The following is a 12,400-nucleotide window of genomic DNA, read 5'->3' on the forward strand; positions in this document are numbered from 1 at the left end:
GGATACCGACATGGCCGATGACACCCCCCGCCCGGACAGCGTCCAGCTCGCCACGACGCAGACCATCGCGCTGGCCGAGGTCTCGACCCGCCGCGAGCATGATCTGCTCGGCGAGGCCGATGTGCCCGCCGACGCCTATTGGGGCATTCACACCTTGCGGGCGGTCGAGAATTTCCCGATCACCGGCGTCCCGGTCGGCCATTTCCCCGAGCTGGTGCGTTCGCTCGCGCTGGTCAAGCAGGCTGCGGCCCGTGCCAACCGGCGCCTCGGCAACCTGCCGGCGGCGAAGGCCGAGGTGATCGACCGCGCCTGCGATCTCATCGCTAGGGACAACCGGTTCCACGAGCAGTTCGTCGTCGACGCCGTCCAGGGCGGCGCCGGGACCTCGACCAACATGAACGCCAACGAGGTCGTGGCCAATGTCGCGCTGGAGCTGATGGGGCGGCCGAAGGGCGACTACGCCGCGCTCCACCCCAATGACGACGTCAACATGGCGCAGTCGACCAACGACGCCTATCCGACGGCGCTGCGCCTCGCCGTGATCTTCGCGACCGAGCCGATGATCGCGGCGCTGGACGAGCTCGCCTTCGCCTTCAAGGCCAAGGCGGTCGAGTTCGCCGACGTGCTCAAGATCGGCCGCACCCAGCTCCAGGACGCCGTGCCGATGACGCTCGGCCAGGAGTTCGACGCTTTCTTCGCGACGATCAAGGAGGATGTCTCGCGTCTGCGCGAGGCCGCGGCCCTGTTCCGCGAGATCAATCTCGGCGCGACCGCGATCGGCACCGGCATCACCGCCGATGCGCGCTATGCGGCGCTCGCCATCGAGGAACTCGCGCGATCGGCGCGCCTGCCGCTGGTGCCGGCGACCAACCTGATCGAGGCGACCTCTGATATGGGCGCCTTCGTGCTGTTCTCGGGCGTGCTCAAGCGCGTCGCCGTCAAGCTCTCGAAGATCTGCAACGACCTGCGCCTGCTGTCGAGCGGGCCGCGCGCCGGCTTCAGCGAGATCCGCCTGCCGGCCGTCCAGGCCGGCTCATCGATCATGCCGGGCAAGGTCAACCCGGTCATTCCCGAAGTGGTCAACCAGGTCGCCTATCTCGTCATCGGCCACGACCTGACCGTCACCATGTGCGCCGAGGGCGGGCAGCTCCAGCTCAACGCCTTCGAGCCGACGATCGGCTACTGCCTGCTCTCTTCGCTGCGCCATCTCACCGCCGCGGTGACCACGCTGACGACCCGCTGCGTCAACGGCATCGAGGCCGACCGCGAGCGCTGCCGGGCTTTGGTCGAGGATTCGATCGGGCTGGTCACGGCGCTCGGCCCGGCGATCGGCTACGAGGCCTCCTCACGCGTCGCCAAGCGCGCCCTCGCCGAGAAGCGCAAGGTCGCCGAGATCGTGCTCGAGGAAGGGCTGCTCACGCTCGCCGAACTCGACGAGCTGCTGCGCATCGAGGCGATGACCGCGCCGTCGCGCGCCAAGCCGCCGACCCCGTCGCGCCCCTGAGCGCGACATCACGCCGACCCGTCGCGGTCATGATCGCAATCCCGCGGAGAGATGATGAACGAGCTTTTGAACTGGCTGCAGCAGCAGAAGGGCAGCCTGCGCACCTATGTCGAATTCCAGGACCGGGCGCTGGCCTTGCGCGCCGACGCGCCGGAACAGGCCGCATTGCTGCGCCTGCTCGCCGATCTCGCGGGCCGCTTCGTCGAGGCCTATGACCGTCAGCCGCTCTCCGCCGAGATTGCGGCCCGGGCTTTGGATCAGCTCACCGACTTCCTCGGCAAGGCCGCCAATGGAAGCGCTGCCGATCCGGCTGGCCGGATCGCCTTGCTCAACGAGATAGGGGCGAGCGAACTCGCCTGATCACGGGGCGCGGCCTGACTCAGGCCGCGCCGGCCAGTTCCTTCTGGCGGATGCAGGCGACGCTGTGGCCGGAGCCGACCTCCTCGATCTCGGGGATCGCGCTGGCGCAGGCGTCGATGACATGCGGGCAGCGCGTGCGGAAGACGCAGCCGGAAGGCGGATTCAGCGGACTTGGGATGTCGCCCTTGAGGATCACGCGCTCGCGCTTGACGCTGGGATCGGGCACCGGCGCCGCCGAAAGCAGCACCTTGGTGTAGGGATGGCGCGGATTGGCGTAGACCTCTTGCGCCGGGCCCTTCTCCATGATCCGGCCGAGATAGAGCACGACGATGTCGTCGCAGAGATACTCGACCACCGAGAGGTCATGGCTGATGAAGACCATGGTCAGGCCGAGTTCGCGCTGCAGCTCCTGGATCAGGTTGAGCACCTGGGCCTGGACGGAGACGTCGAGTGCCGAGACCGGTTCGTCGGCGATGATCAATTCCGGCTCGACCGCGAGCGCCCGGGCGATGCCGATGCGCTGGCGCTGACCGCCGGAGAACTCGTGCGGATAGCGCCTGGCATGGTCGGGATTGAGCCCGACCCGGCCGAGCAGCTCGGCGATGCGCGCCTCGCGGGCCTTGCCCTTGGCCAATCCATGGGTGTCGATCGCCTCGCCGATGATCTCGCCGACGCGCATGCGCGGGTTGAGGCTCGAATACGGGTCCTGGAAGATGATCTGCAGGCGGCGGCGATAGCCGCGCAGTGCCTTTTCCGGCAGGCCGAACAGATCGGTGCCGTCGAACTCCGCCTCGCCACCGGATGGCTCGACCAGGCGCAATATGCAGCGGCCGACCGTGGTCTTGCCCGAGCCGGATTCGCCGACGATGCCGACGATGGCCCCGCGGCGGACCTCGAAGGAGACATCCGAGACGGCGCGGACATCGCCGCCGCGGGTCGAGAAGACCTTCTGGAGATTGCGGACGGAGAGCAGCGGCGCTTCCGTCGGGATATGGCTTGCAGCGGTCACAGCGCGTCATGCCTCCAGCAGCGGGTGAGATGGGCGGCGGCGACGTCGATCAGCGGCGGCGCATCCTGGGTGCAGCGCTCCTCGACCAGCGGGCAGCGCGGCGCGTATGAGCAGCCCGGCGGCAAAGCGAGCGGGCTCGGGACATTGCCGGGGATGGCGTTGAGCAAGGCCCGACCCTGGCCGGGGATGCGATCGCGCCGGGCATCGGGAATGCAGGCGAGCAGGCCGCGCGTATAGGGATGGCGCTGCCGCGCGAACAGGTCGACAACCGGTCCCTGCTCGACGACGCGCCCCGCATACATCACCGCGACCTCATGGGCGATCTCGGCGACGACGCCGAGATTATGGGTGATGAACAGGATGCTCATGCCGATCTCGGCCTGGAGCCGGCGGAGCAGGTCAAGGATCTGCGCCTGGATGGTGACGTCGAGCGCGGTGGTCGGCTCGTCGGCGATCAGCAGCGAGGGATTGCAGGAGAGGGCGAGCGCGATCATCACGCGCTGGCGCATGCCGCCGGACATCTCGTGCGGATATTGCGCCAAGCGTCGCTCGGCCGCGGGTATCTCGACCAGCTCGAGCATCTGCTTGGCCCGCGCCCGCGCCTGGCTGCGCGACATATTCTCGTGCAGCAGAATCATCTCCATGATCTGGTCGCCGACGGTGAAGAGCGGGTTGAGGCTCGTCATCGGCTCCTGGAAGATCATCGCGATCTCGCTGCCGCGGATGGCGCGCATCCGCTTCTCCGGGACCTGCGCAAGGTCGACGGTCTCGCCGCTGCGCTGGCGGTAGAGGATGCGCCCGCCGACGATCCGGCCGGGATGGGCGAGCAGCCGCATGATGGTGAGGCTGGTCACCGACTTGCCGGAGCCGGATTCGCCGACCACCGCCAGCGTCTGGCCGCGGCGCAGCGAGAAGCTGACGCCGTCGACCGACTTGATCGCGCTGGAGCCGATCAGGAAGTGGGTCTGCAGGTCCTCGACCTTGAGCAGGATGTCGTCGTCGACCTGAGGCGCGGCGACGGCGGCTTGTTCCAGGGTCGCCATCGTCACAGATCCTTTCGCAGGCGCGGATCGAGCAGGTCGCGTAGGCCGTCGCCGACGAGCTGCAGCGAGAACACGGTCAGCACGATCGCGGCGCCGGGGAAGAGCATCATCCAGTCGGCCTGGCCGATATACTGGCGCCCGCCGGCGATCATCGTGCCCCAGGTCGGGATCTCCGGGCTGACGCCGACGCCGAGGAAGGACAGGCTCGCCTCGGCCAGCATCGCATAAGCGAAGATGAAGGTGGCCTGGACCAGGATCGGCGAGACCAGGTTGCGCAGGACATGGCGGGTCATGATCCGCCAGGTCGGCACGCCGAGAGCCCGCGCCGCCTCGACATAGGGCAGTTCGCGAATGATCAGCGTCGAGGCGCGCACGATGCGAGCGAGGCGCGGCGCGTAGACGATGCCGAGCGCGACGATGACGGTGGCGAGCGAGGGGCCGAGCGCCGCCACCAGCGAGATCGCCAGCAGGATGTCGGGGAAGGCCATCATCGCATCGATGATGCGGGCGATGACGCCGTCGAGCTTGCGGAAGAAGCCGGCGACGAGGCCGAGCGTGATGCCGAGCACCGCGGCGAGCACGGTCGCCGCAGCACCGACCAGCAGCGAGAGCTGGCCGGCATAGATGGTGCGGCTGAAGACGTCGCGGCCGAACTCGTCGGTACCGAAGAACCAGCGCTCGCTCGGCGGCTTCAGACGGTTGACCACCGAAAGCCGGCTTGGCGAGTAGGGCGCGATCAGCGGGGCGAGAATCGCCAGCAGCGCGATGATTGTGAGGACGATAAGGCCGATCAGCAGCGTCTTGCGCTGCAGGATCAGGCTGGCGAGCCGCGGGCGGCTGGCAGGAGCGGAGGAGGCGGCCATCAGTAGCGCACCCTTGGATCGATCGCGAGATAGAGCATGTCGATCAGGAAATTGATCAGCACGTAGAGGGCGGCGATGACGAGGAGCGCGCCCTGGATCACCGGATAGTCGCGGCGCAGCACGGCGGAGACGACGAGGTTGCCGATGCCGGGCAGGCTGAACACCGTCTCCGTCACCACCGCGCCGGAGATCAGCAGTGCCGCGGTCAGACCGACCACGGTCAGCACCGGGATCAGCGCGTTCTTGAAGGCGTGCTTCATCACGACGCCCCACTCGCCCATGCCCTTCGAGCGAGCGGTGCGGACATAGTCGTCGTTGAGCACGTCGAGCATCGAGGCGCGGGTGAAGCGGGTGATCAGCGCCGAGGAGACGATGCCGAGCGCCAGCGCCGGCAGGACGAGATGCCTGAGCCGCTCGAGGAAGGAGGCGTCGGGGCCGCCATAGCCGGAGGCCGGCATCCAGCCATAGCGCACGGCGAAAACCTGGATCAGGATCAGCCCGAGCCAGAAGCTCGGAATGCTCGCCGCGAACATGGCGAAGGTGGTCGCGACCTGGTCGAACAGCGTGCCGCGCTTGTAGGCCGAGAGGATGCCGACCGGGAGCGCGATCGCGCTGGCGATCAGGATCGAGAACAGGGTCAGGAAGAAGGTCGGCTCGGCCCGCTCGGCGAGGGCGCTGAGCACGGGCATGTTGAGGAAGATCGACTGGCCGAGATCGCCGCGCAGCAGCTGGCCGAGGAACAGCACGTATTGCGTCGGCAGCGACTGATCGAGCCCGAGCCGGCTGCGCAGGCCGGCGATGTCGGCGGCCGTGGCGTCGGGGCCGAGCATGACGGCCGCCGGATCACCCGGTGCGACACGGACGATGACGAAGACGATCGTCACGACGGTGAACATCACCGCCAGCATGCCGAGGATGCGCTGCATCACATATCGCGTCATCGCCTGCCCCCCTTTTCGTGTTTCTTGAAGCGTTCGTCGCTTGCCCGTGGCGGCGCGCCTGGCGCGGCCACGGGTCTTGCGCAAGCGGCCTGGCGGCCGCGTCAGCCGCTCAGGGCTTGAGCGAGGCGTTCCAGAAATACGGCCAGGGCGAGGCCGTGTAGCCGGAAAGGCGCGGGGCCTTGGCGCTGAGGGCGGCGAAGTCGCCGACCTTGTAGAAGGGCGCCTCGTCGAAGATCAGCTTCTGCAGGTCGGCGAAGATGGCGATGCGCTTCTTCTCGTCCGACTCGGCGTTGAGGGCCGAGAGCAGCTTGTTCTTGGCTTCGCTCGCCCACCAGCCGGGATAGCTGTCCGGCAGCGGCGCGATCAGGGCGGGCTCGGCCAGGAACGGGCTGTGGGTGATGAAGATGTCCCACAGGGCGGGTTCTGCCCGGCGCTGCACCAGGGTCGCCCAGTCGACGACCTGCAGGTCGACCTTGAGGCCGGCCGCCTTCAGATACTCGGCCGCGACCTGCGCCATCTTGTAGTGGAACTCGTATTGCCGGCTGGTCAGGATCCGGATCGGCGCGCCGTCATATTTGGCGGTCTTGGCCAGGGCCTTGGCCTTGTCGGCGTCGCCCTGGTTATAGGCCTTGATGCCGGCATCGCTGCGCCAGGCATAGCCCTCCGGATACATGGCGCCGTCGAGCTTGTAGAATTCGGGCTTCCCGAAGGCTGCGGCCAGCATGTCCTCGGCGTTGAGCGCCGTCTGGACAGCCTTGCGCATGTCCTTGGAGGTCATCATGCCCTGCTTGTTGTTCATGATGAACATCGGCCAGCCGAAGCCCTGCATCAGCACCGGCTCGGTCTTGGCCTGGCCCTTCAGCCGGTCATAGGCCTCGACCGGGATCAGGTCGGCGAAGTCGAACTGGCCGGCCAGCGCACCCTCGACGCGGGTGTTGGCGTCCGGCACCGGCACGAAGCGGATCTCGTCGAGATACTGCTTGCGGGCGCCGCCGAAGCCGTCGGGTTCGCCCTGGCGTTGCTTGTAGCCGTCGAAGCGGGTCAGCTGGATGTACTGGTCGGGCTTGCGCTCCTTGAGCTGGTAGGGCCCGGTGCCGATCACCTCCTTGATCGGGTTCTCCATCTTGTCGGCCGGCATGATCACCGCGGCCGAGTTGTTGAAGGCGAGCAGCGCGGTCAGCGGCGCGAACGGAGCCTTCAGTGTGATCTTGACCGACTTGTCGTCGGGGGCCTCGATCGCGGCGATGTTGCCGGCGACGAGCTTGCCGCGCGAGGCCAATTCGGTCCAGCGCTTCAGCGAGGCGACGACGTCCTGCGCGGTCATCACCTTGCCGTTATGGAAGGTGACGCCCTGGCGCAGCGGGATGGTGTAGACCTTGCCGCCATCGCTGATCTGCGGAAGCGTCTCGGCCAGGAGCGGGGTCAGCGCCCAGTTCTTGTCGAAGGTGTAGAGCGTCTCGTAGAAGTGCTGGGTGATCATGCCGAGCAGGTCGCCGGCGGCGACCATCGGGTCGAGCGTGTTGGGCTCGCCGATGGTGGCGACATTGATCGCGCCGCCCTTCTGCTGGGCGAAAGCCGGCGCTCCAGCGCCTAGCGCAACGGCGAGCGCCGCTGCGCCAATTCGGGCCAGTTTCTGCAACATCTCAAGTCCTCCCAGTTTTCTTGGCTGTTGGTCTTCGGAAAATTTCGCGTGGTTTGTCAGCGTCGGCTGATCGTCTCCACGACATGGGCCAGTTGCTCGACCACGGCGGCGGTGATGGCCTGCCCCTTCTCGCGGGTGGCGAGCGAGGGATCGCCGACGACCCCGGTGCCGCCGGACATCTCGTGCATCGAGCGGAAGAGGGCGCCGCGGGCCGGCAGGATCATGTCGGCATTGGCCCAGTCATGGGTCTCGACATAGCTCATGCCGGAGACCAGAGCGGTGCGGACGCTCGCCGGTGCGCCGAGCAGCATCAACGAGGTCTCGAATTCGCAGGCGTGATTGACGCCGGCGAAGGCGCTTTGCCGGATCGCGCCGAGTTCCTTGGCGGCGAGCCGCCACCAGGTCAGGAAAGCGACGCGGCAGTCGCGGTGCTTCGTGCCGAACGTCTCCAGTAGCACCTGGCCGATCGCCTGGTTGCCGCCATGACTGTTGAAGACCACGATGTTGCGGAAGCCGTGGCGGACGACGCTTTCGAGGATGTCCCCGACATAGGCCAGGAAGGTCTCGTGGCGGACACTGAGCGTGCCGGCGAAATCCATGTGGTGCTCGGAGCAGCAGACCTTCACCTGTGGCAGGATCAGCACCTGCTCGCCGAGCTTCTGCTCCAGCGCCTGCAGGAAATGATCGCCGATGACGGCATCGGTCTCCAGCGGCAGATGCGGGCCGTGCTGCTCGATCGCGGCGACGTTCAGCACGACCGGGATGTCGCGATCGAGCGCGGCGACCTCGTTGGTCGTCAGGGTTTCCCAACGCATGGATCTGAGCTCGCTCTTCAGGAGATCGTGCGGCCGCCGACGCGGAAGCGGGCGATTGCGGCTTCGTCGAGGGTGATGCCGAGGCCCGGCCCCTCGTCGGGGATGCGCACATGCGGCGGCTCGAAGGTCAGCGGCTTCACGAGCAGATCGTGGCTGCGGATCATCCGGCCGAAGATGTCGCTCGGCCAGACGCAGCTCTTCGCCGCTGCGGCCTGATGCACATACATCGCCTCCAGGATGCCGAGATCGACCTCCGAGCCGTGCCAGCAATAGACGCCGGCGGTCGAGGCGATGTGGTCGAGCGTCTGGAACTTGGCGAGGCCGCAATTGAAGTTGAAGCCGTCGACCGCGCCATGGGCGATGGCGTTGATCGCGTCATGCGGGCGCTGGCCCTGATAGACGTAAGGCAAGGAGACGTGCAGCACGATCGGGATCGAGGAGAAACGGCGCAGCTCCGCAAAGTCCTGCAGCATCCAGCGCGGCAGCGGGTCTTCCAGCAGGAGGACGTTGCCGACCTTCTCCAGCTCCCGGATGATCGGGCGGGCATTGCCGGAGTTCTCCCAGCGCTGGTTGGGATCGAAGATCACCTTCATCCCGGGCGCGTATTCCTTGATGCGGGCGCACCAGCCGGCGACATCGTCCTCGAGGTCGCATTTGAACTTGATGACCTTGTAGCCCTGCTCGAAATAGCGCTTCACCCAGGGGCCGACCTCGTCCTGCGTGCGGTGGCTCGACCAGGCGCTGACATTGACGCGGTCGCGGATGGCGCCGCCGAGCAGCCGGTGCATCGGCACGCCGAGCGTCTTGGCATAGGCGTCCCAGATCACGCATTCGAAGCCGTCATATTCGCGGCAGAGCGGCAGCGGCAGGTCCTGCAGCGGCAGGTCGAAGACCGACTGGCCGATCAGATTGGCGCAGATCGCCTCGATGCGCGGCCATTCGTGGTCGCGGTAGAACTCGCCGATGCCGACGACGCCGTTCTTCAGCGTCATCCGGACGATGAGCTTGGGCAGTTCGTCGAACTGCACGCTCCAGCTCGCCTTGCCGCCGACCGGCAGCATGTGCAGGGGCTTGGCCAGGCTGTCGGAGTTGATCACGCCGGGAAGGGCGGGAACCACGACCTCGTCGAACTGGAAGGAAACGATCGTCCCGTCGGCTGGGTGCATTGGCTCGGCTCGTCTTCTGGTCGTTAGCGCAGGGCGCGACGCAGATATGTAGTTAAATTACATTTATTGTCAATCAAAGCCGTGGCTGCGATATAAAATTTCCCTCCTTTCGCCCCTTAGGCATAATTCGACGTGATAGCCAGGTTCGCGGCTCAAGCAGCGATCGTTCCGCCGAAATGTCTTTGTCTGGCTGATTTATCTAAAAATTCTGCGCAGCTCGAGCAACGAGAAGTGGCGGCGCTCGCCGCTTTCCGCCTGCGTGTGACAAGATGTAGCAAAATTACTATTTTGGTCGTTCAATCGCCGATCGGCTGACCCTCTGTGCTGCCATGCAGCGCGATCAAGGTGGCCCGCGCCCGCCAGAGCTTCTTCGAGACGATCTTCATGCGGCGGGCGCCCAATAGCGTCGCCATGCAGTCGAGCAGGAAGAGCTGCCCGTAGCGGCCGCGATTGGGCATGTAGAAGAACTTCTCCTCGTCGAAGGCCTCCAGCGGTACCAGCACGCTGGCGAGCTCGGCGAGCGGGCTCGGCGGATGGGTGACGGCGATGACCCCGGCGCCCTGGCTGCGGGCGATCTCGGCGCTGTCGAGCAGCGAGCGCGGCTTGCCAGTGACGGAGAAGATCAGCAGCGCATCCTCGGGACCGCAGGTCGCGGCCATGACACGCTGCTGATAGGGGTCGGCCGTCGAAGATGCCGCGACATCGAGACGGAACAGCCGGTTCTCAGCCTCGGCGGCGACATTGGCCGAGCTGCCGCCGACGCCGAAGCAGAACACCCGGCGCGCCTTGTCTAGCCGGTCGACGGCCGCTTCGATCGCTTTCGGATCATGCTGGCTGAAAGCCATCGCCAGCGCCTGGATGGTGGCGTTGTAGACGTGCTCGGCGACCTCGTTGCCGGTGTCGGCCGGCTGCTGGCGCTCGGCCGCGAGATACATCCGGCCGATCGCAAATTCCTGCGCCAGGCGGATCTTGAAATCGGTGAAGCCGTCGCAACCCATGCGACGGGCGAAGCGCACCACGGTCGGTTCGCTGACCTGCGCCTGCGTGGAAAGGTCCTTGGTGCTGATCCTCGTCGCGCCGTCGATATCGGCCAGGATGATCTCGGCGACGCTGCGCTCGGCCCGGTTCATCTCGGGCGCTTCGTGCCGCATGCGGTCGATCAGGCTGGTCACGTGGCGCATCGTCCTGTTCCCGCATGCTGCGGCGTTGCGCATCTCTGGCATGGGCGGGTGGATTTGGCCAAGACAGCGCTCTTCGCGCACTATCATACGTGTTTGTTCGGCTGCTCGTCAGTCTGCTTGAAGTTCCTTCGGCCTGGCTCCGACCAGGTAGGCCACGGCTCCAGCGCTCATCAGCGCGAGGCAGAACCAGGTCAGCGCGTAGACCAGATGGGTGTTGCGGAAGGCGACCTGGGTCATGCCGCCCTGCGGTAGCGGGCCCGGCTCGGTGGCGGCGTCGGCATCGATGAAGTAGGGCGCGACCGCGCCGAGCTGCCGCGCCTGCGCGATCGCCGTGACATCGCGCGAATACCAGCGGCCGGCGACGGGATCGTTGCTGCGCAGGAAGCCGCCGCCCGGCTCGCTCGGCCTGAGCAACCCGACCAGCTTCGCCTCGCTGCCCGGGATCTTGCGCCGGTCTTCCGGCGCGCGTTGTTCCTTCGGCACGAAGCCGCGATTGACGAGGACGGTGAAGCCGGCATCGGCCCGGAACGGCGCCAGCACCCAGAAGCCGGGCCCGCGCTCGGTCACCGCCATGGCCAGGGTCTCCGGCGCATCGAGATAGCGGCCCTGCAGGGTGACGCGGCGATATTCATCCGCCGCAGCCGTGATGCCGTTCCATTCAGCCGGCCCCGGCGCTGCGACGGGCGGCGCCTTCAGGCGCGCCTCGACACGGGCGATAAGGTCGAGCTTCCAGCTCAGCCGCTGGACCTGCCAGACGCCGAGACCGGCGCAGACCAGCGCCGTCAGACAGAGGCCGGCGATGAAGATGGCCCGCGCGGCGCCGCTGCGCCGTTCGACCGCGTCAGGCGACACGGCCCGGCTCACATCCTGTGCGGATCGGGCATCATGTTGGCGTTGAGGTGGAACATCACCCAGAGCGAGCCGGCGAGGGCGATCGCCACGATGATGATCGTGAAGATCAGCGCCAGCATGGTCCAGCCGCCCTCCGAGCGGCCGTTCATGTGCAGGAAGTAGACCATATGGACGACGATCTGCACGGCGGCGAAGAGCATGATCACGATCGCCGTCAGGGTCGCGTTCGCCAGCACGTCGTTCATGACGAGCCAGAACGGGATCGCGGTCAGGACGACGGAGAGCAGGAAGCCGGTGACATAGCCGCGCAGGCTGCCATGAGAGGCGCCGTTGGAATCGTGCCCGTCATGGTGGTCGTGGCCATGGGCCTCGGCGTGGTTCTGGCTCATTTCAGCACGCCCATCAGGTAGACGAAGGTGAAGACGCCGATCCAGACGACGTCGAGGAAGTGCCAGAACATCGACAGGCACATCAGCCGGCGCCGGTTGGCCTCGATCAGCCCATGCTTCGACACCTGCGTCATCAGCACGGCGAGCCAGATCAGGCCGAAGGTGACATGCAGCCCGTGCGTGCCGACCAGGGTGAAGAAGGAGGACAGGAAGGCGCTGCGCATCGGCGTCGCGCCCTCATGGATCAGGTGGGCGAATTCGTAGAGCTCGATGCCGAGGAAGGCGAGGCCGAACAGGGCGGTGACCACGAGCCAGCCCTGCATCGCCGCCTGGCGTCCCTTGTCCATCGCCAGCATGGCAAAGCCATAGGTGATCGAGGAGAACAGCAGCATGGCGGTGTTGACCGCCACCAGCTTCAGGTCGAACAGGTCGGCGCCGGAGGGGCCGGCCGCATAATTGCGCCCAAGCACGCCATAGGTCGCGAAGAGGACTGCGAAGACCAGGCAGTCGCTCATCAGATAGAGCCAGAAGCCGAGCATGGTCGAGCCGCCGGGGTGGGCGTGCTCTTCCTCGGTGACGTAGAATGCCGGGGCGGTGCCTGCGGTCTGTGCTGTCGCTCGAGCCATCATCCGCCC

General features: G+C 66.7%; 13 protein-coding genes. 2 read left to right on the forward strand and 11 right to left on the reverse strand.

Annotation, left to right across the window (positions count from 1 at the left end; translation table 11 throughout):
• Positions 1–10: 10 nt before the first annotated feature.
• Complete coding sequence (locus ACQKLX_RS08525; RefSeq protein WP_427361154.1) at positions 11–1,504, forward strand: aspartate ammonia-lyase; 1,494 nt, start codon at positions 11–13, stop codon at positions 1,502–1,504.
• 54 nt (positions 1,505–1,558) lie between these two features.
• Entirely contained in the window at positions 1,559–1,864 is a 306-nt protein-coding gene (locus ACQKLX_RS08530; RefSeq protein WP_427361155.1) for a hypothetical protein, read from the forward strand.
• Positions 1,865–1,883: 19 nt separating this feature from the next.
• Here the strand turns inward: ACQKLX_RS08530 and ACQKLX_RS08535 are convergent, their stop codons facing one another.
• From ACQKLX_RS08535 to cyoC, 11 genes are all read right to left on the reverse strand, one after another.
• Complete coding sequence (locus ACQKLX_RS08535; RefSeq protein ID WP_427361156.1) at positions 1,884–2,873, reverse strand: ABC transporter ATP-binding protein; 990 nt, start codon at positions 2,871–2,873, stop codon at positions 1,884–1,886.
• The gene (locus ACQKLX_RS08540; RefSeq protein WP_427361157.1) at positions 2,870–3,916 is read right to left on the reverse strand and encodes an ABC transporter ATP-binding protein; all 1,047 of its coding nucleotides are present in this window, start codon (positions 3,914–3,916) and stop codon (positions 2,870–2,872) included. The genes ACQKLX_RS08535 and ACQKLX_RS08540 overlap by 4 nt, the downstream gene beginning before the upstream one ends.
• A gap of 2 nt (positions 3,917–3,918) precedes the next feature.
• Positions 3,919–4,779: an ABC transporter permease gene (locus tag ACQKLX_RS08545; protein ID WP_427361158.1), complete on the reverse strand. Its 861-nt coding sequence runs from the start codon at positions 4,777–4,779 to the stop codon at positions 3,919–3,921.
• A complete protein-coding gene (locus tag ACQKLX_RS08550; protein WP_427361159.1) occupies positions 4,779–5,720 on the reverse strand; it encodes an ABC transporter permease in 942 nt (313 codons plus the stop codon). Before ACQKLX_RS08550 ends, ACQKLX_RS08545 begins: the two co-directional genes overlap by 1 nt.
• 109 nt (positions 5,721–5,829) lie before the next feature.
• The gene (locus tag ACQKLX_RS08555) at positions 5,830–7,362 is read right to left on the reverse strand and encodes an ABC transporter substrate-binding protein (RefSeq protein ID WP_427361160.1); all 1,533 of its coding nucleotides are present in this window, start codon (positions 7,360–7,362) and stop codon (positions 5,830–5,832) included.
• A gap of 56 nt (positions 7,363–7,418) precedes the next feature.
• The gene (locus tag ACQKLX_RS08560; protein ID WP_427361161.1) at positions 7,419–8,177 is read right to left on the reverse strand and encodes a creatininase family protein; all 759 of its coding nucleotides are present in this window, start codon (positions 8,175–8,177) and stop codon (positions 7,419–7,421) included.
• Between the two features lie 17 nt (positions 8,178–8,194).
• The gene (locus ACQKLX_RS08565) at positions 8,195–9,343 is read right to left on the reverse strand and encodes a mandelate racemase/muconate lactonizing enzyme family protein (RefSeq protein WP_427361162.1); all 1,149 of its coding nucleotides are present in this window, start codon (positions 9,341–9,343) and stop codon (positions 8,195–8,197) included.
• Between the two features lie 296 nt (positions 9,344–9,639).
• Positions 9,640–10,524 carry a MurR/RpiR family transcriptional regulator gene (locus tag ACQKLX_RS08570; protein WP_427361163.1) on the reverse strand — a complete coding sequence of 295 codons (885 nt, stop codon included), beginning with the start codon at positions 10,522–10,524 and terminating at the stop codon, positions 9,640–9,642.
• A gap of 108 nt (positions 10,525–10,632) precedes the next feature.
• The gene (locus ACQKLX_RS08575; RefSeq protein ID WP_427361164.1) at positions 10,633–11,376 is read right to left on the reverse strand and encodes an SURF1 family protein; all 744 of its coding nucleotides are present in this window, start codon (positions 11,374–11,376) and stop codon (positions 10,633–10,635) included.
• Positions 11,377–11,384: 8 nt separating this feature from the next.
• On the reverse strand, positions 11,385–11,765 hold the full coding sequence (gene cyoD / locus ACQKLX_RS08580; RefSeq protein ID WP_427361165.1) for a cytochrome o ubiquinol oxidase subunit IV: 381 nt from the start codon (positions 11,763–11,765) through the stop codon (positions 11,385–11,387).
• Positions 11,762–12,391: a cytochrome o ubiquinol oxidase subunit III gene (gene cyoC, locus ACQKLX_RS08585; RefSeq protein ID WP_427361166.1), complete on the reverse strand. Its 630-nt coding sequence runs from the start codon at positions 12,389–12,391 to the stop codon at positions 11,762–11,764. The genes cyoD and cyoC overlap by 4 nt, the downstream gene beginning before the upstream one ends.
• Positions 12,392–12,400 lie beyond the last annotated feature (9 nt).

This window comes from Allobosea sp. NPDC003192 (assembly GCF_050275675.1).
Lineage (GTDB): Bacteria > Pseudomonadota > Alphaproteobacteria > Rhizobiales > Beijerinckiaceae > Allobosea.